The organism is Janthinobacterium sp. PLB04, from assembly GCF_021165895.1.
Taxonomy (GTDB): Bacteria; Pseudomonadota; Gammaproteobacteria; order Burkholderiales; family Burkholderiaceae_D; genus Janthinobacterium; species Janthinobacterium lividum.
Map to the genome: position 1 here is coordinate 3444084 of NZ_CP088968.1, position 25269 is coordinate 3469352.

Here is a 25269-nt window from a genome sequence, read left to right on the forward strand (position 1 = left end):
TGAACTGCAAGTGGATGCGGCCGGGACTTTTGCCTTGCATGTCAGCTTGCGCCGACATATTCAATCTTGGTTTTGACGTTTAACGACAGGAAACTGCAACATGACTGAAAAATTTGCATCGCAAACTTCCACCTCCGCTGACGATGGCATTTCCGCCATCGAGGCATACCTGAACAGTGCCGCCGCCGTGGCGCTGCAGCGCTTCACCGGCACGCCGGATGCCGATGTGCTCAACGGCACCACGGGCGCCGACGTGCTCGAAGGCCTGGCCGGCGACGATACGTATTACGTCAACGACAGCGGCGACGTGATCGTCGAGCTGGCCAATGGCGGCACCGATACCGTGTATACCAGCGTCAACTACACGGTGGCCGACAACGTCGAGAACGTGCGCCTCGCCGCCAGCGGCTTGACGGTGACGGGCAGCACCAACACCAACAATATCTTTCATGTCAGCGTGGCCGGCGGCAATGTGCTCGACGGTGGCGGCACGGGCAACTCGGTCAATTACCTTGGCTCCAGCGCGGGCGTGACGGCCACCCTGTCAGGGGCGAGTGGTCCGGTGGCGGCAGCGCCGGGCAGCGATGTGCTGGTCAATTTCGCCAGCATCGTGGGCAGCAAGTTCGATGACGTCCTGACCGGCAATGAACTCAAGAACCTCCTGGTTGGCGGCATCGGCAACGACACCTTGCGGGGTGGCAAGGGCGACGATACGCTGCTCGGCGCGGTGGGTGACGACACCTATATTTTTGCCCGCGGTGACGGCGCCGATATCATCGTCGAGGTGGTCGAGGGCGGCGGCCACAATGTCGTTTCCTTCCTGGCCGGCGTCAGCGCCGACCAGCTGTGGTTCCGCCAGGTGGGCGTGAACCTGGAAGTGAGCACCATCGGCACGACCGACAAGATCACCATCAATGGCTGGTTCAGCGCGGGCATCGTGCCCCGCATCCAGGAATTCCGCACGGCCGACGGCCGCGTGCTGCTGGGCAGCGACGTGCAAAACCTGGTGCAGGCGATGGCGGGCCTGGTGCCGCCCCCGGCCGGCCAGCTGACCCTGCCGCCGAACATCGCCGGCATCCTGGCCCCGGCACTGGCGCAGAACTGGCGCACCGAGGGAGCAGGCACGGTGAACCCTGACATCATCAAGGGCACGGCGGGCGCCGACGTGATGGTCGGCGGGGCCGGCGACGACATTTATTACGTCAACCATGGCAACGACGTGGTGATTGAACAGCCTGGCGGCGGCCGCGACACCGTCTACACGACGGTCAGCTATACCATGGGCGCCAACGTCGAGGAGCTGCATCTGAGCGCGGCCGGCCTGGGGGTAAGGGGCAACGGCAGCGGCAACGTCTTCCACATCGATGTGGCCGGCGGTCACCTGGTGCAAGGCATCGGCAGCAATAATTCCGCCACCTATGCGGGTTCCAGGGCGGGCGCCACGGCGGCCATCGCCTCCATCAGCGGCACCCCCGTGGCGCGCCCGGGCAGCGATGTGCTGGTCAATATTTCCAGCGTGACTGGCAGCGCCTATGACGACGTGTTGACGGGCAACGAACTGGCCAATACCCTGTCCGGCGGCCTCGGCAACGATACCTTACAAGGCGGCAAGGGCGACGACTTCCTCGTCGGCGGGCTGGGTGACGATACCTATGTTTTTGCGCGTGGCGACGGCGCGGACATCATCGGCGAGCCCTCCGCCGATGCGAAGTACGACAGCATCGCCTTCCTGGCCGGCGTCAATATCGACCAGCTGTGGTTCCGCCAGGTGGGCGCAGACCTGGAAGTGAGCACCATCGGCACCACGGACAAGATCACCATCCGCGGCTGGAGCATTGCCAAGCCGAACATCGAGGAATTCCGCACGGCCGCCGGCCACGTCATGCGCGGTGCCGACGTGCAGCTGCTGGTGCAGGCAATGGCGGGATTGACGCCGCCGCCGCTGGGCCAGCTGACCCTGCCGGCCGGCACGGCCGCCGCCCTGGCGCCCGTGCTGGCCCAGGCCTGGCATTTCAACGGTCCCACGCAGCCCACGGGGCAGCACTTTGTCGGCACGGCGGGCGCCGATGTCATCAACGGCAGCGCCGGCGCCGACCTGCTGGAAGGCCTGGGCGGCGACGACACCTATTACGTCAACCACGGGGGCGATTTCATCGTCGAACGGGGCAACGGCGGCAGCGATACGGTGTACACCAGCGTCGACTACAAGGTGGCCGACAACGTCGAGAATGTGCGCCTCATCGGCTCGGGCCTGACGGTAACGGGCAGCGCCTACAACAACAATGTCTTTTATGTCGATACGCCTGGCGGCAACGTGCTCGACGGCGGCGGGACCGGCAACACGCTCAACTACGCCAGCGCCACGGCAGGCGTGACGGCCACCTTCGCACCGGTCGGCGGGTCGATGGTCGCGCGCCCGGGTGCCGACGTGCTGGCCAATTTCAATATGGTTTTCGGCAGCAAGTTCGATGACGTGTTGACCGGCAATGAGATCAAGAACATCCTCTTCGGCGGCTTCGGCAACGATACCTTGCAGGGCGGCAAGGGTGACGACACCCTGGCCGGCCTCATGGGCAACGACACCTATCTCTTCGCCCGCGGCGACGGCGCCGACATCATCGCCGAGGGCGTGGAGGCGGACAGCCACGATGTCGTTTCTTTCCTGGCCGGCGTCAGCGCCGACCAGCTGTGGTTCCGTCAGGCGGGCGCGCACCTGGAAGTGAGCACCATCGGCACCACGGACAAGATCACCGTCAATAACTGGTACGCGGACACGCCGGTGCGCATCGAGGAATTCCGCATGGCCGATGGCAAAGTCTTGCTGGGCAGCGATGTGCAAAACTTGGTGCAGGCGATGGCGGGCCTGACGCCGCCGCCAGCGGGCCAGCTGACCTTGCCGGCCGGTACGGCCGCCATCCTGGCGCCGGTGCTGGCGCAGAACTGGCGCGCCGCGCCACCAGCGGCTGGCGCCAGCCAGAGCGGCTTCGGCGGTTGGCCAGCGGATCCGGCGCAGCTGGTGCAAGCCATGGCCGGCTTTGCCGTGCCTGCGGCCGCATCGGCGCCCTGGTCGGCGCCAGGCGCTGGGTCGACGCAGATCCAGCTGGCGGCAGTCCATTGATCGCCCGCGTTGCTAGCTAGTTAGCTTCACCATCACGCAGCCGGGCCGGGGTGAGCCGCCACGGCCCGGCTGCGCCATTGAATCTCTGATATTGCCCGATGACAGTCCTCTCATACCGCAACGATCCGCCCTCCATACAACCTGCGCCCGACACGGGCTTGCTGTCGCTGCTGCTGATGGCCAGCCTGCACGGCATCGCCGCCGACGGCGCCCAGCTCAAGCATGCGTTCGGCCAGGCCGTGTTCACGCGGCAAACCGTCCTGCTGGCCGCGAAACAGCTGGGCTTGACGGCAAAGCTGGTGCGCCAGGCGCCGGCACGGCTGGCGCAATCGCCGCTACCGGCCATCGCCATCGATAGCGCAGGCCGTTTCTTTATTCTCGGCAAGGTCGAAACGGACGATGACGGCGTGAGCAAGGTGCTGATCCAGCATCCGGGCCAGCCGCCGCAAATCCTTGGCCGCGAAGCGTTCCTTGCCGCCTGGACGGGCGAACTGATCTTTTTCACCAGCAAGGCCAGCTTTGCGGGCGAAACGGCCCGTTTCGACTTCAGCTGGTTCATTCCCGCCATCGTCAAGTACCGCAGGCTGCTGGGCGAAGTGCTGCTGATTTCTTTCGTGCTGCAACTGATCGGCCTGGCCACGCCCCTGTTTTTCCAGGTGGTGATGGACAAGGTGCTGGTCAACCACGCCATGAAAACCCTGCACGTGGTCGCCATCGGTCTGGTCTGCGCCATCGTCTTCGAGGCCGTGCTCAGTCTCATCCGTACCTATGTATTCGCGCGCACCAGCAGCAAGATCGACGTGGAACTGGGCGCGCGCCTGTTCCGCCACCTGCTGGCCTTGCCGATCGCCTACTTCCAGGCGCGCCGCGTGGGCGATTCCGTGGCGCGCATCCATGAACTGGAAAACATCCGTTCTTTTCTTACTGGCAACGCGATGACCCTGGTGCTGGACTTGCTGTTTTCCTTCATCTTCATCGCCGCCATGCTGTGGTACAGCGCCGCGCTGAGCGTCGTCGTGCTCGTTTCCATTCCCGTCTACGCGGCCCTGTCGATGCTGCTCACGCCCGTGCTGCGGGGCCGGTTGAACGATAAATTCAACCGCAGCGCGGAAAACCAGTCCTTCCTGGTTGAAACCATCAGCGGCGTCGATACGCTCAAGGCCATGGCCGTGGAACCGCGCTGGCAGCAGCAATGGGAAAAACAGCTGGCCGGCTATGTCTCGGCGGGCTTGTCGGCGAATAACATCGGCATGCTGGCCAGCGGCGGCGTCACCCTGGTCAGCAAGCTGGTGACGGCGGCCATCATGTGGTGGGGCGCCACGCTCGTCATCGACGGCAAGATGACCGTGGGCGAACTGGTCGCCTTCAACATGCTGGCAGGGCAGGTGGCCTCGCCCATCCTGCGCCTGGCGCAGCTGTGGAACGATTTCCAGCAAGTGGGCATTTCCATGAGCCGGCTGGGCGATATCCTCAACGCCCGCACGGAAGCAGGCAGCCAGAAGGCGCGCCTGCCGCGCATCGCCGGCGCCATCGATTTCCAGCAAGTGGGCTTCCGCTACCGGCCCGATGCGGCCGAGGTGCTGCGCAATGTGTCGATTGCCATTGCGCCTGGCGAAGTGATCGGCATCGTCGGGCGTTCCGGTTCCGGCAAGAGCACCCTGACGCGGCTGGCGCAGCGCCTGTATATTCCCGAGCGGGGCAAGGTATTGATCGACGGGCAGGATATCGCCGTCATCGACACGGCCTCGCTGCGGCGCCAGATCGGCGTGGTGCTGCAGGAAAACATCCTCTTTAACCGCTCCGTGCGCGACAACATCGCCCTGAGCGACCCGGCGCTGCCCATCGATGCCGTTATCGCCGTGGCGAAACTGGCCGGTGCCCACGATTTCATTTGCGAGTTGCCAGAAGGCTACGACACCATGGTGGGCGAGCATGGCACGGGCTTGTCGGGCGGCCAGCGCCAGCGCATCGCCATCGCCCGCGCCCTGATCGGCAATCCGCGCATCCTGATTTTCGATGAAGCGACAAGCGCGCTCGACTATGAATCGGAAAAAATCATCCAGGACAATATGCGCGGCATTTGCGCGGGTCGCACCGTGCTGATCATCGCCCACCGCCTGTCGGCCGTGCGCGAAGCGAATCGCATCGTGGTCATGGAGCGGGGGCAAGTGGCCGAACTGGGCACGCATGCGGCGCTGCTGGCGAACCCGGGCGGCATCTACGCCCATCTGTACAGCCTGCAGCAGGGCACGAGCGGGAGCGCCGCATGAGCGCCGGCCACCGTCTGGCCGCGTATGGCGAGCTGTTCAAACGCTACGGCCAGGTGCTGCGGCATAGCTGGCGCGACCGCGCCGCATTGCGCGGTCCCGTGCTCAGCGAAGACGAGGCGGCCTTCCTGCCGGCCGCGCTGGCGCTGCAGGAGCGGCCCGTGTCTCCATCGTTGCGCCTGACGGCCAGAGTGATGATGCTGCTGGTCGGCTGCGTGGTGCTGTGGGCTGTCTTTGGCCAGGTCGACATCATCGTCAATGCGGTCGGCAAGATCATTCCGTCCGGCAACACCAAGACCATCGCCTCGGTCGACGTGGCGGCCGTGCGCGCCCTGCATGTGCGCGAGGGGCAAGCCGTGCAGGCGGGCCAGCTGCTGGTGGAGCTCGACAGCCGCGGCCCGGACGCCGAGCGCGACAAGGCCGCCGGCGACGCGGTGGCGGCCGCGCTGCAGATGGCCCGTTCGCGCGCGCTGATCGCCGCCATCGACACCTTGAATACGCCGAAGCTGGCGGCGCCCGATGGCGTTTCCGCCGCCCAGCGCGAGGAAGCGCAGGGCCACCTCGATGGCCAGTACGCCAGTTTCCGCGCCAGGCTGGCGCATCTCGACGGGGAAATCGCCCGCTATGCCCAGGCGCTGCCGCTGGCGGCGCGGCGCGCCGGCGATTACCGGGCCCTGCTTGCCACGCGCGACGTGGCCGAACACGCGTGGCTGGAAAAGGAGCAGGCGCGCATCGACCTGGCCGGCCAGCTGGCGTCGGCCCGCAGCGAGCGCGCAGCCCTGGTGGCGCAGACGCGCAAGGACGCCTATGACGCGCTGACGGAAGGGGCCAGAGTGGCGGCGGCCAGCGGCCAGGATGCGCGCCGCGCCGGCGCCCGCGGCAGCCTGCTGCGCCTGACGGCGCCCGTCGACGGCACGGTGCAGCAGCTGAAGCTGCATACGGTGGGCGGCGTGGTGCCGGCCGCGCAGGCGCTGATGCAGATCGTGCCGCGCCAGGGCAGGCTGGAAATCGACGCCGTGCTGGAAAACCGCGACGTCGGCTTCGTCCAGGAAGGGCAGGTGGTGGCCGTCAAGGTCGACGCCTTCGACTATACAAAGTATGGCACCGTGCCCGCCGTCGTCCGCAGCGTCTCGCGCGACGCCATCGAAGACGAGAAGAAGGGCCTCGTGTATGCCGTGAAAATCACGCTGCAGCAGCCGGCCATGGTCATCGACGGCAGATTGGTGCCGCTATCGGCCGGCATGGCGGTGCGCGCGGAAATCCGCACGGGGACGAGAAGGGTGATCGAATATGTGCTCTCGCCGCTGGTGCAGCACCAGAAGGAGGCGCTGCATGAACGCTAGATGCCGCGCCGCCTTGCTCGCCGCTGGCCTGTGCCTGTGCGTGGCCGCCGCGCCAGTCCGGGCCCAGTCCCTGGACGCCGCGCCATGCCCATCCACGCATGATGCTGGTGTGCTGCTGACCGTGCCTTTGACCCTGCCGGCGGCCGTCGACCTGGCCCTGTGCCATAACGCGCAAGTGCACGGTGCCTGGGCCGGCATCCGGCTGCAGGCGGCCGGGCTGGGCGAGGCCAGGGCCGCCTATCTGCCGACCCTGAATGCGGGCGCGAGCCGGCTGCACGACCGCACGGCCTATCCGGGCTCCAGCACTGCTTCCGGCAGCTTGAACAGCAATACGGCCTCGCTGAATCTGTCCTGGCGCCTGTTCGACTTTGGCGGGCGCGCGGCGGGCCAGCGTTCGGCACAGGACTTGCTTGACGCGGCCCTGGCGAACCGTGACGCCGTGCTGCAAAAGACACTGGCAGCCACCGTCAGCGCGTATTTCGAGGCGCAGACGGCGCGTGCCAGCGTGCGCATGCGGCAGGAATACCAGGCGCTGGCCCATGAAACGGTGCTGGCCACGCAGCGCCGCGCGCAGCGGGGACTCGGCTCTCACAGCGACACCCTGCAGGCGACGAGCGCCCTGGCCAAGGCGTCCCTGGGCGCCAGCCGCGCCGACGGCGAGTTCCAGAAGGCCCGCGCCGTGCTGGTATATACCCTGGGCTTGCCGGCCGATGCGGGCGTGATCCTGGACGACGATGCGGATGGCGCGGCGGCGGGCTTGCGCGAGGGTTTGCAAGATGAGTTGCAAGCCTGGCTGGCGCTGGCCCAGGCGCAACATCCGGCCATCCTGGCCGCGCAGGCGCAGCTGGCGGCGGCGCGCGAAAGGGTGGACGTGACCCGGTCGGAGGGGCGTCCCAGCATCGACCTGACGGCGAATCTCTACCAGAACGGCCGGCCCAACCAGGGCTTGTCCGCCGCTTCCACGCGCGAAACCCTGGTGGGCATCTCATTGAACATCCCCCTGTTCGACGGTTTTGCGCGCCAATACAAGGTGCGCGGCGCATTGGCGCAGGCCGGGCAAAGGGAGGCCGAGGCCGAGGAAGTGCGGCAGCAGACCCTGATGGCACTAGTGAAAACGCATGCGGAGGCGAGCACGGCGCTGTCCAACCTGGCCGCCTCGCAGGTGTGGCTGGACGCGGCGCGCGATGCCCTGGCCAGCGTGCAGCGCAAGTTCGGCCTGGGGGCGGCGGATATCCTGGAAATGCTGAACACCCAGTCGGCGCTGCTCGAGGCGCAGCAGGAGCGCATCCGTTGCCAGGCGGAATGGCGTTCGGCCCGGCTGCGTCTGCTGGCCAGCGCCGGCGTGCTGGGGCGGGACGATATCCCGGACGGTGGCGTTAAAAGCGGCGGCAAACTGCGCGCCTCGACGGCGCAATAATGACTATATTGGAGGCTGGCCTTCCCGCGCGGGGAGGTGTTGCTATCGACCAAGGGAGACATCATGCACAGCATACAAAAGATTACCCCGTGTTTATGGTTCAACGGCCACGCCGAGGCGGCGGCCCTGTTTTATACGGGGATTTTCCCCAATTCGAAGATCGGCCAGATCCTGCGCTATGGCGAGGAGGGCAGGGAAATCCACGGCCAGGAGCCTGGCAGCGTCTTGACGGTAGCGTTCGAACTCGACGGCCAGACGTTCACGGGCCTGAACGGCGGACCCCTGTTCCAGTTTTCCGAAGCGATCTCGTTCCAGGTCAATTGCGAGACCCAGGACGAGGTCGACCACTACTGGAACCAGCTGTCCGAAGGCGGGCCGCCGGAAGCCCAGCAGTGCAGCTGGCTCAAGGACCAGTTCGGCGTGTCCTGGCAAATCGTGCCCACCATCATGGTCAAGCTGTTGGGCGATCCCGATCCCGTCAAGGCCCAGCGCGTGATGAAAGCCATGATGGGCATGAAAAAGATCAACATTGACGAGATCAAGCGGGCCTACGCGGGCTAGTCTGGCCCATCGGGCGGGTGGAGCGGGGCGCACGCCAGCGGCGCGCCCTGTCCAAGATGGCCGGCATTTGCTATAGTCCCAGCCATCTTTCCATCCGCTTACAGACCCTGCCATGACCACAAGTACCAGCAGCACCATCGCGCCCCGCACCTTCGGCACGCCCCTGTCTTCCACCGCCATCAAGGTCATGCTGCTGGGTTCCGGCGAACTGGGCAAGGAAGTGATCATTTCACTGCAGCGACTGGGCGTGGAAGTGATCGCCGTCGACCGCTATCCGAACGCGCCGGGCCATCCGGTGGCGCACCGCTCGCACGTGATCGACATGAGCGACGGCGTGGCGCTGGCAGCCCTGATAGCCCTGGAAAAGCCGGACTTGATCGTGCCGGAAATCGAAGCCATCGCCACCGACACCCTGGCGGCGCTGGAAGCAGCGGGGCAAATCACGTGCATCCCGAATGCCCGGGCGGCCGTGCTGACGATGAACCGCGAAGGCATCCGCACCCTGGCGGCGGAAACCCTGGGAGTGGCGACGTCGCCGTACCGCTTCGCCAGCAGCCTGCAGGAGTTGCAGGCCGCTTGCCAGGAAATCGGCTTCCCGTGCGTCGTGAAACCCGTGATGTCGTCGTCGGGCAAGGGCCAGTCCAAGCTCGATAGCGCGCAAGACGTGGAAACGGCATGGGCGTATGCGGCCAGCGGCAGCCGGGTCGATACGGGCCGTGTCATCGTCGAGGGTTTCATCGACTTCGATTACGAGATCACCCTGCTGACGGTGCGCGCCGTCGGCGCTTCGGGACAGATCGAGACGCAGTTCTGCGAGCCGATCGGCCATTTGCAGGTGCATGGCGACTACGTGGAATCGTGGCAGCCGGCCCGCATGGCGCCGCTGGCCCTCGAGCGTTCGCGCGACATCGCCCGCAAGGTGACGGACAACCTGGGCGGCCTGGGCCTGTTCGGCGTGGAGCTGTTCGTCAAGGACGACATGGTGTGGTTCTCGGAAGTGAGCCCCCGTCCGCACGACACGGGCATGGTTACCATGGCCAGCCAGGTGCAGAGCGAATTTGAGCTGCACGCGAAAGCCATCCTCGGCTTGCCCGTCAACGTGGCGCTGCGCTCGCCCGGCGCCTCGGCCGTCATCTATGGCCAGCTGGAAGCGAAAGGCATCGCCTTCGAAGGCGTGGCCGATGCCTTGAGCGTGCCGGGCACGGACTTGCGCCTGTTCGGCAAGCCGGAATCGTTCGCCCGCCGCCGCATGGGCGTGGCGCTGGCCACGGCCGACGATATCGACACGGCCCGCGCGCGCGCCGTGCTGGCCGCATCCAAAGTGAAACCGGTCGCCCGCTGATGGCAGAGGCCAGCCTGCCGCAGGCCGACGCCGGCGGCGATGACGTCAAGCGCAAGCTGCGCGGCCACATCGCGCGGCGCAACCTGGCCGGCGCCGCCAACGACTGCAAGTGGAACGAACTGCTGGCCTTCATGCGCGGGCAGCCCGACTGGGCGCCGTCGTACCGTTACGGCTCCGTCACCGGCTATGTGTCGCGCTGGGATACTGAATGGGATTACCACCCGCCGTTCCCGTTCATGGGCGTGGAGTGGCTGGACATCAGCCTGTATTCGGAAGAACACGTGGCCATGCTGCTGCCCAGGAAGATCATCGACCACGGCGTGTGGATCGTGCCGGAACTGGAACGCATCGGCTTCGATTTCGAAGTGCGCGACCGGGTGGCGCGCATCTGGGGCTATTTGCCCCGTTCCTACGACGACTTTCCTCCCGCCGACTAATTCACAGAGTATTCTCATGCCTGAAAACGCTATCCCCCAAGTACCGCAACCTGACGACGCCGTCGTCGGCAAGGAGGCGGGCGCGCAGATGCTGGCCACGGCCTGCGCCGCGCGCGACGCCTTCTATGCCACCCTGGGCGCCATGGACGCCGACGTGCTGGCGCCGCTGGTCAACCCGGCCTTCATGGGCGGCCCGCGCTGGCCATCGTTGCGCCAGGCCTGGAGGGTGATCCGACGGAGTGATTCCATCCTCATCGCCAGCGATGGCTTGAGCGATCCGTTCGAGGATGATGACGACGTGTTCGTCCCGCGCGGCCACCTGCTGGAAGTGTGCATCGAGGCGCCGCTGTCCGCCTTCGACGGCAAGGAAGTGGCGCATTCCTGGCTCTTCGACGTCATTTACCAGGTCAGCCAGAACGTGGCCGACCATGGCTCCATCGATTTGCTGGTGCAGCGTCACGGCAGCGTGTCGATGGCGCTGGACTTGCAGCAGGCACCGGAGGGACTGGAAGACGAAAACGAACAGGTGGCTGTGCTGCTGGCCCAGGGCGCAAGCAGCATTCCCCCATCCTTCGACACGCCGTATGGCGAAGTGCTGCTGCTGACGCTTACCGTGCTGCAGCCGGCCGAACTGGCGTACATCAGCGAAGCGGACGACAAGGCCCGATCGCGGCGCGACCTGGCCGCCGCGCTGGCCGCTTCGCCGACGGGCCATCTGAGCGTGGCCAGGCGGCCGGCCGTCATTCCCCGCTAGGCTGTTCGACGGGCGGCACGGCCGGTTCTTGCGGTGTTTCCTTCGCTTCCATGATGGCTGGCGGCGGCTCGCTCCACTTGCCCGCCGCCTTCAGCTTGTTCTTCAGCCCCGGCAGGGGAAAGCCCAACGCATAGGCTTTTTGCGCGTGCACGCTGGCTTTCTCGTATTCCTTCTTCTTCACGTACATCAGGCCCAGGTTGTACTGGATGGTGGCCTGCTCGGGCGCCAGGCGGCTGGCCGCGTCCAGCTGTTCCAGCGCCGTCGCGTCCTGGCCCGTGGAGAGCAAATAGCTGCCATACACCATGCGCGCCGTCACGTCGTGCGGCGCGAAGGCGATCGCCCGCTCAAAATAGCAGCTGACCGTGTAGCGGGCGCCGCGCGGCTGCGCGCTTTTCAGGCGCAAGCCCAGCTTGGCCATCGAGGCCAGCGCCCGGTGGTGATTCGGGAAGTGCTCCAATGTGTAGAGGAATTCCCGCTTGACCTTGAGGATCTCGATCATTTCCAGCATGCCGCGGCTGGCCGCGTATACCGCGCCGGACCACGACCAGGCGCGCGGATCGCCTTCGTCGCCGTACTGCGCCACTTTCGACAGGTCGACGGAACCGACCAGGTCGGCCAGGTCGGCCGTGGTGGGATCGTGCGGCGCATACGTGCCGATGCCGCAGCGGCCCGCCTCGGACAGGTGGATGCGCTCGACGGGCATGCGCAGGAAATCGCCTGCGTACTGCTCTTCCAGGCGGGCGCGGCAATGCGGGCACAGTTCGCCCTGCAGCTCCGCATCATAGCTGGCGCGAAAGTCGGCGCGCATGCTGTGCGGCACCAGATGCAGCGGCGATTCGTGCACGGGACAGCCGGCGATGCCGTACAACGCGCCTTCGCTGCTGTGGCTGTATTCTTCCAGCCCCCGCTTGAGCAGGATCACCATGGTCGATTTGCCGCCCGACGGCGGGCCCAGCAATAGCAACATGCGCCGGCCCACCTCGGAGCCGGCGGCGGCGGCCTTGAAGTAGGCGGCAACCCGGTCGATCGCCTCGTCAATGCCGAACAGCTCGTCGTCGAACAGGCGGCAGCGGAAGCGCCCGTTGTCATCGGTCTGGCCGTTCCAGCGCATCATGTCCCACAGGTACTGGTGCGCGCTGCGCGTCAGCAGAGCCGCGCGACCGGGCAGGATCTGCTCGATGAAATCGGCAAAACTGCCGCCCCATGGGCGGATGCGGTGTTTTGCCGCCCAGGCCGCCATGCCGTGCACAAAACCCGCATGCTGGCCTGCTTGCTCGCCCGCAGGCGCGTCGTCGTGGCGTGTCATACCAGGGCTCGTCATTGTTTCCCCATCCATACCGTTGCTGCCGTGGAGCAGGCCCGGTTCCAGCCTGTCAGCCAAGTATACGGCGCCACCTCTGGCCGCACGCCTGATCTCGCTCAACCTTGACGAGGGAACTATTTTTATCCTCGCTGCCCCCGTTGGGGCAGGGCTGCCCTGCGCCAGCGCAGTTCAATCCAGATCAATACCGGCCGGCGCGGTCCGTCCAGACTGGTGGTTTGCGGCGACCCACGAGGAGAACATGATGATAGGCAACGAGAATGGTTTCAGCGCCCCGCCTGGCGGCAGCGGCAGGGGACAAAGCGCGGACGATGAAGAGGCCGTCGGCCAATTTTCCGTCCCTGGCGAAGACGATAATACGATCGAGAGCGCGTCCGTCTCGGGCGTGCCCGACGCCCTGAGCGGCGTCAGCATGGAATTGCTGGAAATCAAGCGCAGCATCGAAGACGGCATGCGCCAGAGCATTTCCCAGGCGGGCGGCGTGCGCGCGGCCGACGCCTTCAGCGACGGCGGCAATATCCAGGGCGTGTCCATCGGCCTGGGCGAGGGCGCCAGCGACAGCTCGTCCGGCGAGCCGGGCTTGCCGGCCCTGACCCTGTACGTGGCCGAGCCCACTTCCGTCGACCGCGCCAAGGCCGCCATCGTGGGGGCCATGGGCGTGCGCGCCGTGTCCAGCGACAGGGTGCCCGTCAACATCGTCGTCACGGGCGTGATCGATGCGCAACCGCACCGCTTCCGTTTGCGCCCTGCGCCGGGCGGCGTGTCGGTCGGGCATTTCCGCATCACGGCCGGCACCATCGGCTGCCTGGCCGTGGGGCGCAGTGCGCCGCGCAACAGTCGTTTGATGATTCTTAGCAATAATCACGTGCTGGCCAATTCCAATGGCGGCGTGTTCAACGATTGCATCGTGCAGCCGGGCCCCATTGATGGCGGCCGCTGCCCGCAAGACCAGGTGGCCGTGCTCGAGCGCTTCGTGCCCATCAATTTCAGCGGCGGCGTCAACTTCGTCGATTGCGCCACCGGCTGGGCCTGGCCAGACCGCGTGCGACCCGAACTGGTCTACCTGAGCGGCGGCGTGCCGGCGTACTTCCGCATCAGCAATGCGCTGGTGGCGCCCGCGCTGGGCATGATGGTTGGCAAGTCCGGTCGCACGACGCAGCTGACGCAGGGCCGCATCACGGGCCTGGGCGCCACCATCAACGTCAATTACGGCGGCGGCAGGATCGCCTTGTTCCAGGACCAGATCGCCATCACGGGCGTCAGCGGGGCATTCAGCGCGGGCGGCGATTCCGGCTCGTCCATCTGGACGTGGAACCAGCAGCGCAATCCCGTCGGCCTGCTGTTTGCCGGCGGCGGCAATATCACGTTTGCCAACCAGATGCGGCGGGTGGTGGTGGCGCTCGACATCAATTTGTACACCTGAGCACGCTGCAAGGGCATGGCGCGGCGGCGTTGCGCCGCCTTGCATCACGCTGTCTTTTGCACGATGATGATATGTGTCAAGGGCAGCAGCCACGCATGGTGTTGGCCGGCGAAGCGTGCTGCAACGCCGGATGGCCGGGTGTATCATGGAAGGCATCAGGAGGGTCTGTCATGTCAAACAGTAAATTCGCACAATCGCCCCATGCCGTCTTCGAGGACGCCGCCATGCCGTATTTGCCGGATGATGCCTCTGGACAGGGAATGGGCGGCGCGGGCCAGGGATACTACGCCCCTGCCGCGCCCCCGGGCCGCCTGGAAGCGGCAAAGCGGCGCAACGAGCGGGCGCTGATGGCGATCGATGGCGTGGAAGGCGTCAGCCTGGGGCAGACGGCCGTGGGCAAGGAAGCGCTTGTCGTATATTTGCGCGACTCGTCCGTCAAGCGGCGCGTACCGTTGCAGGTCGAGGGCTATCCGGTGGAGACGAGCATCACGGGCCAGATCGATATCCAACGCTGGTAGGTAGGCGAGCCCGACGGCTAGGCCGCCGGGCTGCGCATAGCCGCAGGAAGACCTGTTGCCAGGCCTTCGGCTTCGCTTATCCGCCCGCCTTATTTGCTCAGGCGGCCGATCGCTTCAGCCACGCCCGCGCCATAGGCAGGGTCGCACAGGGTGCAGTTGCCGATGTGGCGTTGCTTGACTTGTTCCGAAGCGCCCGAGATGGCGCGCGCCGTGTTGTCGAACAAGGCTTGCTGCTGTGCCGGCGTCATCAGGCGGAACAGGGCGCGCGGCTGCGAATAGTAATCCTCGTCGACACGGTGGTTCCAGTGGTCCGCCGCGCCTTCGATGCTCAGCGGTGGTTCGCGGAAATCGGGCTGCTCGGCCCATTCCTGCTCGCTGTTCGGTTCATAGCCCAAGGTTCCGCCCTGGTTGCCGTCGACCCGCATCTGGCCATCGCGGTGATAGCTGTGGAACGGGCATTTCGGCGCGTTGACAGGAATATGGCTGTGGTTGACGCCGAGGCGGTAGCGCTGCGCGTCGCCATACGAAAACAGCCGGCCTTGCAGCATCTTGTCCGGCGAAAAGCTGATGCCTGGCACCACGTTGGCCGGGTTGAAGGCGGCTTGTTCCACTTCGGCAAAGTGATTGTCCGCATTGCGGTTCAGTTCCAGCACGCCCACTTCGATCAGCGGATAGTCGCCGTGTGGCCATACTTTCGACAGGTCAAACGGGTTGAGGTGATACGTGCCTGCCTCTTTTTCCGGCATGATCTGCACGTACAGGGTCCAGCGGGGGAAATCCTTGTTTTCGATGCTCTCGTACAAGTCGCGGTGCGAGCTTTCGCGGTCCTTGCCCACCAGTTCTTCGGCTTCCGCATCCGTCAGATTTTGAATCCCTTGCTGGGTCTTGAACGTGAACTTGACCCAGAAACGCTCGTTTTGCGCATTCAGGAAGCTGAAGGTATGGCTGCCGAAGCCATGCATGTGGCGGAAGCTGCGCGGCAAGCCACGGTCGCTCATCACCACCGTCACCTGGTGCAGGGCTTCGGGCAGCGAGGTCCAGAAGTCCCAGTTGCTGTTGGCGCTGCGCAAGCCCGTGCGCGGGTCGCGCTTGATGGCGTGATTCAAATCGGGAAATTTCAATGGGTCGCGCATGAAAAACACGGGCGTATTGTTGCCGACCAGGTCCCAGTTGCCTTCTTCCGTGTAGAACTTCAGGGCGAAGCCGCGGATATCGCGTTCCGCGTCCGCCGCGCCCCGTTCGCCGGCTACCGTGGAAAAGCGCGCGAACATCGGCGTTTTCTTGCCCACTTCGCCAAAGATTTTCGCGCGCGTGTAGCGCGTGATATCGTGCGTGACGGTAAACGTGCCGTGCGCGCCGGAACCCTTGGCATGCATGCGGCGCTCGGGAATGACTTCGCGGTCGAAGTGGGCCAGCTTTTCCAGGAACCACACATCTTGCAGCAGGGCGGGGCCGCGTGGGCCGGCCGTCTGGATGTTCTGGTTGTCGACTACAGGCGCGCCAAAGGCGGTGGTCAGCTTTTTCATTGGACTCTTTCTTTCATGGCTAGGCAGAGCAATGGACGCACCGGCGCTACTCAAACACTGGCTGGGTTGAATGAACACTCACCGGGGCTGGTCCAGAGTAAAATTTCTAAAATGCAAACCAGTGTAAACCTTTTTGTGCGAGACGGCTTGCCACGCCGCCCATGCAAGCACAGGCGGCATCCTTGTATCATAAGCGCTGATTGGCTGCCGCTCCCGCACGCTTGCAAGTTACAAGTATATAAAGACAGGCCTAGCTCACGCCACTGGCCTTTTGTCCAGATTTTAAAACCCAGTTTTTTAAAAACGGTTCCAATTGTTATGCCGGTGCTCCGTCGCTTCCTTCATCAGGTGGCCGGCGCGCAGGGCGTCGTCTGCCTGCACCGTCATGGCCAGTTCCTGGATGGCGGGTGGGTATTCATGGTGGGCCGCTTCCTCCAGCAATTCGCGGCCCTTGGCCAGGTCGCGCGGCACGCCGCGGCCTTCGCGGTAGGCGTTGTACAGCAGGAACATGGCATGTGGATTGCCCAGCTCGCTCGACTTGTCCAGCCAGCGCGCCGCTTCACCTTGATCTTTCGGCACGCCTTCGCCATTCGCCGCCAGCAAGCCCAGCATCAATGCCGCCTTTGCATGGCCTTGCTGCGCCGCTTGCCGGTACCACAGCCAGGCCTGGGCCGGCGTGGCCGCGCGCAGCATCTGGCCCAGTTCGAAGGCCGCTTCCGTGTCGCCGGCGCGGGCCGCCTGTTCGAACAAGGCCAGGGCCTCGGCGCGGCGTTCGGCACGGGGCTGGTAGATCAGCGCCAGTTCGCGCTCGGCGACGGGCATGTCCTTGCCGGCCCAGCTGCGGACCTTGCGCTCGGCCTGGTGGTCGCCCGCCTGGCGCGCATGCATGGCGACGGCTTCGATTTCCGCCGCCGTGGGCGGTGGCGATGCCTGGCAGGCCGCCAGGGCTGCAGCCAGCACGACGGCGGGGAGGGAGAGTGCGTGTTTCATTGGGATTACCTTTCATCAAAACAGGCCGGAACTGCGCTTGTTCCGGCCCTCGGACCTTATTTGCTCAGGTCGATGCGGTACTTGGCAAAGCCGCTGGCGTCGAGTCCGCCTTCGGCCGCCACGTTGCTGATGCCGCTGCCTTGCGCCAGCGCCAGATGGCCCGGCGCCGAGCGCAGGATCACGGGACCTGCCGTGGCCGTCTTGACGAAGCTCCAGCTGCGCGCGCTGCCATTGGCCGCCAGCGTGACCTTGCCGCCTTTGGTGCTGAGCGACGCCAGGTAGTTGCTCACCACGGCCTGGTTCGCATCGGGCGACTTGATGATGGTCTTGCTGCCATCGATGCCAGGCACGGCGCCGCCGCCACCGGCGCGGTAGTCGTTGGTGGCGACGATGAAGTCATCGCCATCGGCCACCGCCGCACCCTTGTACGTGAGGTTGACGATGCGGCTGCCCGGCTTTTTCGTCACGTCGATCTGGTACGTCAGCGCATTGTTTTCCGCGTAGAACACGTCATAGTTATAGATCGTGCCATACGACGGCACCAGGTCTTGCTCGGCGCTGCTGGCCGGGTCGATCTGGTTGAATTGTTTGGCCGACGTTTCCAGCCACGCCTTCAAGTCCGCGCCCTTGATCTTCACGGCTTGCAGGTTGTTATTGCTATACAAATACAGGTCGCCCGGATTGCGCACTTGCAAGCCGACCGGCGCGGCCGGGGAGGCGCCAGCGGCCACGTCCGTGAAGTCCGACGGCCCGTTGCGGCCCGCCTTGAATGGCGCGCTGCAGGAAATGACGGGGATGTTCTTGTAGCTGGACAAGGTGGCATCGGTGCTGGTGGCGATGAAATTCTTCACGTAGTCGAGCTGCGCCTGGTTCACCAGCTGGATGGCGCTCACGTCGCCCACCAGCGCAAAATAGGCGGACATCTCGAAATCCGTGCTGATGCCCAGCGGCTGCTTGGCGTAGGCGATGGTGGCTGCGTGCTCGGTGGCCACGAGAGGAGCGATGGCCGGATCGGCTTTCACGAGGGTCTTGCCATCCGTGTACTTGAAGCCGCGCGATTCCACCGTCGTCTTGGCCGGCTGCACCACCCACTTGCCGCCCTGATAGGCCATCGTCAGCTTGATGATGCCCAGGCGGCGGCCCCAGCTTTGCGCCATGACGGTGGGCACGCCGTTCACAAAGCCGTTGACGGCGTCGATCTTCGCGCTGGCGGGGAAGGCGGCGAACGACGCGTCCAGCGCGGCCGCGCCTTCTTCCTTGCCTTTCGGGAAGATCAAGTGCGAGTGGCCGATCATCAGCGCGTCGATGCCCGTGTTGGTCAAATGATAGCTGCCGTTTTCCATCTTCGGACTGTAGGCGCTCGTGTCCAGGCCGCCATGCGACAGGGCCACGACGAGGTCGGCGCCCTTGTTGCGCAATTCCGGTACGTACTGTTTCGCCGCTTCCTGCACCCCCGTCACGCTGACCTTGCCAGCGAGTACTTTTTGATCCCATTCGAGGATTTGCGGCGGCACAAAGCTCAGCACGCCCACATTGATTTTCACCGTCAGCTTGCTGCCATCGGGCGCCGTGGCGGCGAAATCGCGGGGCAGCAGGGTGTAGGGCTGGAAGATGGGTTTGCCGCTGGACACGCCGACGACATTGCTCAGCACGGAAGGGAAGGCTGGCGCGCCGCACGTGCCCGTCGGCTTGGCCACGCCGGGAATGCCGAAATCCGTGTTGGTGATCTGGCTCAGGTAGGGCAAGCCATAGTTGAATTCATGGTTGCCCATGCCGCCCGCATCATATTTCAGCGCGTTCATGGCCTTGTGCACGGCCAGCGTGCCGGAGCAGGGCACGGGCGCCGCCACGGCCTGCAGGTCGGCCAGCAAAGTGCCCTGGATGACGTCGCCATCGTCGAGCAAGACGTTGTTCGGATTTTCCGCGCGCGCCGCCTGGATCAGGTTCGACGTGCGTTCCAGGCCCAGGCTCGTGTCTTCCGCCAGCGCATAGTAGTTATAGCTGAGGACATTCGAGTGGATATCGGTGGTTTCCAGCAATGCCACGGTGACCGTCGTGCCTTCGGGAATGGCCGGCGCGGCCGGCGTATTCGAACTGCCGTTGCAAGCAACGAGACCCACACTTGCCAGCGCCGCCAGCATGACCCAATTTGTTTTCATTACCGCCCTCGGAGAGATTCAAAGGACGCGACTGTAACGCCGCCATATGACGCGGCGATGACAGCCGTGCAAGGTGCATGGAATCAGGGCTGTGCGCAGGCGGCCACGGCCTTGGCTAGCCAGGCCGCATCGACGGCGCCCAGGCGCCGTGTACAGACCCGATGTTGAGAATTTACAATCACTGTGTACGGCAAGCCCTTGATTTGATTGCCAAAGGCGGGCAGAAAGGCGGGTGAGGCCAGAGCCTGCGGATAGCTGGCCGGGTGTAGCCGCAGAAACGCTTGCGCGGCCGTCCGCGTATCGATGGCGATGCCGATGAAGGGCAAGCCGGGCTGGCCGGCGGCGTGGGCATTGAAGATCGGCAACTCCTGGATGCACGGCAGGCAATTGCTGGCCCAGAAGTTCAGCACCACAGGCTGGCCTGGGAACTGGCCCAGGCGTATGCTGCCATCCGCATCAAGGCGGGGCAGGTCGAAGGACAGCGGTGCGGCAGCCGCATGGCCGGCCAGCAAAAGCAATAAAGCCGGCCAGCGCATCATTGCGGCACCACGGCCGCGTCCGTCATGCGGTAATACAGGCCCATGGGGTCGCTGGCCAGTACCTTCAGCTTGCCTTGCACGATGAAGGGCGCATAGCTGAATTTCACGGGTGTCCGGCTCTTGATTTCCACCACGCCTTCCGGGCCGGCAGGCAGGCAAAAGGGACAGCTGGCCGAGGTGACGGTCAGCAGGAAGTGTTTCTGCTTCTGGCCAGGTTCCAGCGGCATCATGAAACCTTGCACTTTCACGTCAGTATTGTCGAGCGCGCTGATTTCCGGCGTGTATTTCGGCACCATGCGGCCTTTTTTCGCCTTCACCGTGGTGGCCTGGCCCAGCAATTTCCACGAGACGACGCCGGGCAAGTCCGTCAAGGGGGCGAAGAACGATGGCGGTTCGTCGGCGGGGGCCGCTGCGGCGCTGCCGGCCAGCAGCAGTCCAGCGCCCAATAGCATGATTTTCAGCATGTTCTTTCCTTTCAGGGACGCGCCAGGGTGGCGGCGATATCGGTGCGGTAGGCGCGCGCGGCGGGAATGGCGGCGGCCAGCAAGCCCACGGCCACGGCGATGACGGGTAGCCACGCTTCACCGGGGACAATGCGCCACGCTTGCAGGTTCAGGTCCTGCATCGATGCCAGCCAGCCCAGCAAGCCGACGGCCGCATGGCCCAGCAGCCAGCCCAGCGCCGCGCCCGTCAATGACAGCAGCAAGCCCTGCGCCAGCAGCAAGCGCAGCAGTTTGGCGGGCGAGGCGCCCAGGGTGCGCAGGATGGCCAGGTCGGTCTTGCGCTCTTCCAGCGCGCCGTACAGCGCCACGAACAGCGACAGGGCCGCCACCAGCAGTACGCCGGCGGCAATCGCCCGCAGCACATCGATGCCCACGCCCAGCAGGTTGAACAGCCGTGCCGCCTCGAAAGCGGGCTGCGCCGCCTGCAGCCGGGCCTGACTGTTCACCCAGCGGGGCAGGCTGATCGCGGCCAGGGGAGATGCGTATTGCACCAGCACGGCCGTCAGTTCGCGCTCGGGCGCGGCGGCTGGCACGGCCGGCTGCTCATCGGGGTCCGTTTCATGCACTTGCCATACGGAAGCGACGGGCGTGAGGATCAGCCGGTCCAGCACCGTGCCCGTGGGCGCCAGGATGCCCGTCACCGTGTACGGCGCGTGTTCGTGCACTTCGCCGCCCGCCGCCAGCCCGTGCGAGCCGGCAAATCTGGCGCCGAGGGTGGCGCCCGTGTCGCGTGCGGCGCGGGCGCCGAACACGGCTTGCATGGCTTGCGTAAACAGTTTTCCTTGCGCCAGGTGCGCGCCATAGTGGTCCAGCAGCGCCGTCGTGCTGCCGACGATGCGGAAACCGTGGAAGTTGTCTCCCAGCGCGAGCGGAATCGCGGATTTCACCAGCGGCTGCGCGGCCAGCGCAGCCAGCGCGCCGTCGGGAATGTTACCGGTCGGAATATCGGCGTGATACACGGACGACAGGATCAGCTGCAAGGGCGAGCCTTTCGCGCCCACCACCAGGTCGATGCCTTGCGCATCGCGTTCGGCGTGCTCTTCCAGCTGGCTCGATACGCCGAGTATGAACGTCATCATGGCGATGCCGATGGCGACCAGCAGCAGGTTCAGGCTGGACGCCAGCGGCTTGTGGCGCAGGGCGCGCCAGGCCAGGGTGGCCGCGTTCATGCCGCACCCCTGGCGCGGGGCAAGCGCAGCACGAGAGCATCGGGCAGGGCGGCCAGCACCCTGGCGTCGTGGCTGGCAATCACCAGCGAGGCGCCAACTTGCGCGGCCTGGCAGGCCATCAGGGTGACGACGGCGGCGCAGGCGGCGTCGTCGAGGTTGTCCGTCGGCTCGTCGGCCAGGATCAGTTGCGGGCGCATGACGACGGCGCGCGCGATGGCGGCCCGTTGCCGTTCGCCGCCGCTCAGGGCATGCGGGTAGACATCGAGCTTGTTGGCCAGGCCCAGCTGGCCCAGCAAGCTGGCCGCGCGGGCCGGATCGGGCCGCTGGCCGCTGGCGTAGGCAGGCAGCAAGACATTGTCGAGCACGTTCAAACTGGGCACCAGCGCCAGTTGCTGGGGTAGCAAGCCGATGGCGCGGCCGCGCCAGCTGTCGCGCTGGCGTGGCGTCAGGCCGGGCAGGGACGTTCCCGCCACGTCGAGGCGACCCGCCTGGGGCGCCAGGATGCCGGCCAGCAAATGCAGCAAGGTGGATTTGCCGGAGCCGGACGGCCCCAGCAGCAACGCGTGGCGCCCGGCGGGCAAGTGAAAGGCGGCGATGTCCAGCACGGGGCAGGCTGGATCATAGCCATAGGTCAGGGAGGCGAGGTGGAGCATGGAATTCTTTCGGGTGGCTAGCTGGCAAAGATTGCCGCACAAATGCAATTGAGCTGCATTATAATTCAAACGCAATACACTTGCATTTGAAATGCTGCCTCCTTGATTGCCAACCTGATCGCCCCATCCGAAAGATACCCATGACCCAACGCAAACTCCCCGTCACCGTCCTGTCCGGCTTTCTCGGCGCCGGCAAGACCACCTTGCTTAACCACATACTGCGCAACCGCGAAGGCAAGCGCGTGGCCGTCATCGTCAACGACATGAGCGAAGTCAATATCGACGCCTCGCTGGTAAAAGACAGTGCCGCAGCGGCTGGCGCGGCCCTGTCGCGCACGGAAGAAAAACTCGTGGAAATGTCCAACGGCTGCATCTGCTGCACCCTGCGCGACGATCTGTTGCTGGAAGTGCGGCGCCTGGCTGCGGAAGACCGCTTCGACTATCTGTTGATTGAATCGACGGGCGTGGGCGAACCGATGCCCGTGGCCGCCACCTTCGACTTCGAGGATGAGCACGGCGACAGCCTGAACGACGTGGCGCGCATCGACTGCATGGTCACCGTGGTGGACTGCGCCAACCTGCTGGCGGATTTCCATAGCGAAGACAGCCTGGAGCAGCGCGGCGAGATCGCCGGCGAGGGCGACGACCGCCAGCTGGCCAACTTGCTGACGGAACAGATCGAATTTGCCAATGTCATCGTCCTCAACAAGGTCGACATGGTCGATGCGGCCGAACGCCTGCGCGTGCTGGCCATTTTAAAAGCCCTGAATCCCGGTGCGCGCATCATCGAAACCAACCAGTCCATCGTGCCGCTGGACGCCATCCTGGGCACGAACTTGTTCGACCTGGAGCAGGCTGCCAGCATGCCGGGCTGGGCCCATGAATTGGCCGGCAGCCACACGCCGGAGACGGAAACGTATGGCATCAGCAGCTTCGTCTACCGGGCGAAGGAGCCGTTCCACGCGCAGCGCCTGCATGACTACATTGCCCAGCCGATCAAGGGCGTGGTGCGCAGCAAGGGATATTTCTGGCTGGCCAGCCGGCCCGAATGGGTGGCCAGCCTGTCCGGCGCGGGCAAGCTGATGAATATCGAGCCCGTGGGCCTGTGGTGGGCCTCCGTGCCGAAGGAGCGCTGGCCGACGGATGCGGCCTCGCTGGCGGAAGTCAAAGCGGGCTGGAGCGAAACGTATGGCGACCGCTATCAGGAGCTGGTCTTCATCGGCCAGGACATGGACCGGGCCGCCATCGAGGCAGACTTAAAGAAATGTCAACTCAACTACACGGAAACGCGCCAGGGCATGGCCGCCTGGCGCAAGCTGCCCGATCCGTTTCCCCAATGGCAGCGCATGGAAGAACTTGAAGATTAACCATCGATAGGAAAGCAATATGACAGAACTGATCCCCGTTACCATCATCACGGGTTTTCTCGGCAGCGGGAAAACCACCTTGCTCAAACGCATATTGCAGGGCGATCACGGCGTGCGCATCGCCGTGATCGAAAACGAATTCGCCGCCGAAAGCATCGACCATGGCTTGCTGGTGCAGGACAGCGACGAGCAGATCGTGGAAATGAACAATGGCTGCATCTGCTGCAGCGTGCGCGGCGACCTGATCCGCATCCTGGGGGAATTGCACGCCAGGCGCGCATCGGGCACCATCGCATTCGACCACGTGATCATCGAAACGACGGGCCTGGCCGCGCCTGGCCCCGTGGCGCAAACCTTCTTTGCGGAGCCGTCCGTCAGCGAATTCTACATGCTCGACGCCATATTGACGGTGGTCGACGCGCGCCACGCGCAGCAGCAATTGACGGCGCACAAGGAAGCGCAGGAGCAGGTGGGCTTTGCCGACCGCATCCTGCTGTCGAAGACGGACCTGGTCAGCAAGGATGAGCTGGCCGCGCTGCGGCAACGGCTGATCGCCATCAATGGCCGCGCCAGCATACAGAAAGTGCGCTTTGGCAATGTACCGCTGCGCGACATCCTGAACATCCGTGGTTTCAACTTGAACGCCATCGTCGAGCTGGAGCCGGATTTCTTGGGAGAATTGGGGCACCGCCATGGCGACGGCGTGCAATCGTTCGTCTACCATCAGGCCCAGCCCCTGGATCTGCTGCAGGTGGAAAATTTTCTCGATGCCGTGGTGCAGCTGTTCGGCACCCAGCTGATGCGCTACAAGGGCATTTTGTATGTTGCCGATCTGCCATGCCGGGCCGTATTCCAGGGCGTGCACATGCTGATGGGCTCGGAACTGGGCGCGCCGTGGCGCGACGGCGAGACGCGCGCCAGCAAGATGATCTTTATCGGGCGCGACTTGCCGCGGGATATGCTGCCGCGGGGCCTGGACCGTTGCGTGGCCGGCGCCCCCAGCCCAGCGAGCATGATGGCCGAGGTGATGGCCGGGGAGGCGGCATGAGCGTGGAAGCGGGCTTGCCCGCCCTGGCGCTGATCTTTCTGCTCGGCATGCGGCATGGGCTGGAACCGGACCACCTGGCCGCCGTCGATGGCCTGACCCTGCGCAGCCAGGCCGCATCGCCGCGCTGGGCGCCGTGGATGGGCGCGCTGTTTGCGCTGGGGCATGGCCTTACCGTGCTGGCCATCGTGGCCGTGGCCGCTCTGGCATCGCAGCAATTTACACCATCGCCAAACCTGTTCGGCTGGCTGGAATGGCTGCCCATCGCCTTGCTGCTGCTCATCGCCGGCATGAATGCGCGCAGCTTGCTGGCCGGCGCGCAACTGGCCGAGGTGCGCGGGCGGCTGTTGCCGCGCTGGCTGCGGAGCGCATCCGGGCCGCTCGCCGCCATCCTCGTCGGCATGCTGTTCGCGCTGGTCTTCGACACGGCCCTGCAGGCCGCCGCCTGGGGCTATGCGGCCGTCGCGCTGGGCGGCATGCAGCCAGCCTTGCTGACCGGCCTGGTGTTTGCCGTGGGCATGGGCGTGACGGATACCTTCGATGGCTGGATCACGGCAAAAGTCATGCGCACCGGCCAGATTGACCTCGTGCGCGCCTTCCGGCGCCGCCTGGGCTGGCCCATCGTCGCCATCTGCGTGGCCATGGCCGCCTACATGGTTGCCGGCAAGCTCGATTCCGCCTGGTCGCTGCCGGAAAGCTGGACGGCGGCCCTGGGCGCGGCCATGGTGCTGCTGATGGCGGCCCTGTATGGCTGGACCTTGCTGGGTTTGCGCCGCGTGCGTGCCTGAGGCGGGGGCGTGGGTATAATGGAAAAAAA

The 25269-nt window shown here is 65.3% G+C and carries 21 protein-coding genes; 13 read left to right on the forward strand and 8 right to left on the reverse strand.

Going from position 1 to position 25269, the window contains the following annotated elements; genetic code table 11:
- Positions 1-100: 100 nt before the first annotated feature.
- From LSO07_RS15205 to LSO07_RS15240, 8 genes are all read left to right on the forward strand, one after another.
- Positions 101-3118: a calcium-binding protein gene (locus LSO07_RS15205; protein WP_151095135.1), complete on the forward strand. Its 3018-nt coding sequence runs from the start codon at positions 101-103 to the stop codon at positions 3116-3118.
- Between the two features lie 98 nt (positions 3119-3216).
- Entirely contained in the window at positions 3217-5388 is a 2172-nt protein-coding gene (locus LSO07_RS15210) for a type I secretion system permease/ATPase (protein WP_151095137.1), read from the forward strand.
- A complete protein-coding gene (locus LSO07_RS15215; protein WP_151095139.1) occupies positions 5385-6728 on the forward strand; it encodes an HlyD family type I secretion periplasmic adaptor subunit in 1344 nt (447 codons plus the stop codon). The genes LSO07_RS15210 and LSO07_RS15215 overlap by 4 nt, the downstream gene beginning before the upstream one ends.
- Positions 6718-8145 (forward strand): TolC family protein, encoded by a 1428-nt coding sequence (locus LSO07_RS15220; RefSeq protein WP_191909684.1) that lies wholly within the window; start codon positions 6718-6720, stop codon positions 8143-8145. Before LSO07_RS15215 ends, LSO07_RS15220 begins: the two co-directional genes overlap by 11 nt.
- A 63-nt stretch (positions 8146-8208) precedes the next feature.
- The gene (locus LSO07_RS15225; RefSeq protein WP_070254453.1) at positions 8209-8706 is read left to right on the forward strand and encodes a VOC family protein; all 498 of its coding nucleotides are present in this window, start codon (positions 8209-8211) and stop codon (positions 8704-8706) included.
- A gap of 112 nt (positions 8707-8818) precedes the next feature.
- Positions 8819-10048, forward strand: coding sequence for a formate-dependent phosphoribosylglycinamide formyltransferase (purT, locus tag LSO07_RS15230; RefSeq protein ID WP_151095143.1), 1230 nt, complete (start codon positions 8819-8821; stop codon positions 10046-10048).
- On the forward strand, positions 10048-10485 hold the full coding sequence (locus LSO07_RS15235; RefSeq protein ID WP_070279540.1) for a DUF6678 family protein: 438 nt from the start codon (positions 10048-10050) through the stop codon (positions 10483-10485). Before purT ends, LSO07_RS15235 begins: the two co-directional genes overlap by 1 nt.
- Positions 10486-10501: 16 nt before the next feature.
- Complete coding sequence (locus tag LSO07_RS15240; RefSeq protein WP_151095145.1) at positions 10502-11239, forward strand: hypothetical protein; 738 nt, start codon at positions 10502-10504, stop codon at positions 11237-11239.
- Here LSO07_RS15240 and LSO07_RS15245 read toward each other — a convergent pair.
- Positions 11226-12545 (reverse strand): hypothetical protein, encoded by a 1320-nt coding sequence (locus LSO07_RS15245; RefSeq protein WP_191909685.1) that lies wholly within the window; start codon positions 12543-12545, stop codon positions 11226-11228. The two genes, LSO07_RS15240 and LSO07_RS15245, sit on opposite strands and share 14 nt — an antisense overlap.
- A gap of 256 nt (positions 12546-12801) precedes the next feature.
- Here LSO07_RS15245 and LSO07_RS15250 point away from each other — a divergent pair, with 256 nt between their 5' ends.
- Both LSO07_RS15250 and LSO07_RS15255 read left to right on the forward strand, forming a co-directional pair.
- Positions 12802-13983, forward strand: coding sequence for a S1 family peptidase (locus LSO07_RS15250; protein WP_225317313.1), 1182 nt, complete (start codon positions 12802-12804; stop codon positions 13981-13983).
- Between the two features lie 170 nt (positions 13984-14153).
- Positions 14154-14501, forward strand: a complete 348-nt coding sequence (locus tag LSO07_RS15255; RefSeq protein WP_099387732.1) for a hypothetical protein — start codon at positions 14154-14156, stop codon at positions 14499-14501.
- 89 nt (positions 14502-14590) lie between these two features.
- Here LSO07_RS15255 and LSO07_RS15260 read toward each other — a convergent pair whose 3' ends face one another.
- From LSO07_RS15260 to LSO07_RS15290, 7 genes are all read right to left on the reverse strand, one after another.
- Positions 14591-16027, reverse strand: a complete 1437-nt coding sequence (locus tag LSO07_RS15260) for a catalase (protein ID WP_092604865.1) — start codon at positions 16025-16027, stop codon at positions 14591-14593.
- A gap of 297 nt (positions 16028-16324) precedes the next feature.
- A complete protein-coding gene (locus LSO07_RS15265; RefSeq protein ID WP_083299635.1) occupies positions 16325-17017 on the reverse strand; it encodes a tetratricopeptide repeat protein in 693 nt (230 codons plus the stop codon).
- A 56-nt stretch (positions 17018-17073) separates the two neighbouring features.
- Positions 17074-19176 carry a bifunctional 2',3'-cyclic-nucleotide 2'-phosphodiesterase/3'-nucleotidase gene (locus tag LSO07_RS15270; RefSeq protein WP_151095147.1) on the reverse strand — a complete coding sequence of 701 codons (2103 nt, stop codon included), beginning with the start codon at positions 19174-19176 and terminating at the stop codon, positions 17074-17076.
- An 83-nt stretch (positions 19177-19259) separates the two neighbouring features.
- Positions 19260-19715 (reverse strand): TlpA family protein disulfide reductase, encoded by a 456-nt coding sequence (locus tag LSO07_RS15275; protein ID WP_151095149.1) that lies wholly within the window; start codon positions 19713-19715, stop codon positions 19260-19262.
- Positions 19712-20179 carry a DUF3299 domain-containing protein gene (locus tag LSO07_RS15280; RefSeq protein ID WP_070254407.1) on the reverse strand — a complete coding sequence of 156 codons (468 nt, stop codon included), beginning with the start codon at positions 20177-20179 and terminating at the stop codon, positions 19712-19714. Before LSO07_RS15280 ends, LSO07_RS15275 begins: the two co-directional genes overlap by 4 nt.
- 11 nt (positions 20180-20190) lie before the next feature.
- Positions 20191-21387, reverse strand: coding sequence for an FtsX-like permease family protein (locus LSO07_RS15285; protein WP_151095151.1), 1197 nt, complete (start codon positions 21385-21387; stop codon positions 20191-20193).
- Positions 21384-22040 (reverse strand): ABC transporter ATP-binding protein, encoded by a 657-nt coding sequence (locus LSO07_RS15290; protein WP_151095153.1) that lies wholly within the window; start codon positions 22038-22040, stop codon positions 21384-21386. The genes LSO07_RS15285 and LSO07_RS15290 overlap by 4 nt, the downstream gene beginning before the upstream one ends.
- A gap of 140 nt (positions 22041-22180) precedes the next feature.
- On the opposite strand from LSO07_RS15290, the gene zigA reads away from it, so the two are divergent.
- Genes zigA through LSO07_RS15305 form a run of 3 tightly spaced genes read left to right on the forward strand, consistent with a single transcriptional unit; the run spans position 22181 to position 25240 of the window.
- On the forward strand, positions 22181-23407 hold the full coding sequence (gene zigA, locus LSO07_RS15295) for a zinc metallochaperone GTPase ZigA (RefSeq protein WP_151095155.1): 1227 nt from the start codon (positions 22181-22183) through the stop codon (positions 23405-23407).
- A gap of 19 nt (positions 23408-23426) precedes the next feature.
- Entirely contained in the window at positions 23427-24455 is a 1029-nt protein-coding gene (locus LSO07_RS15300) for a CobW family GTP-binding protein (RefSeq protein WP_151095157.1), read from the forward strand.
- A complete protein-coding gene (locus LSO07_RS15305) occupies positions 24452-25240 on the forward strand; it encodes a HoxN/HupN/NixA family nickel/cobalt transporter (RefSeq protein ID WP_151095159.1) in 789 nt (262 codons plus the stop codon). Before LSO07_RS15300 ends, LSO07_RS15305 begins: the two co-directional genes overlap by 4 nt.
- Positions 25241-25269 lie beyond the last annotated feature (29 nt).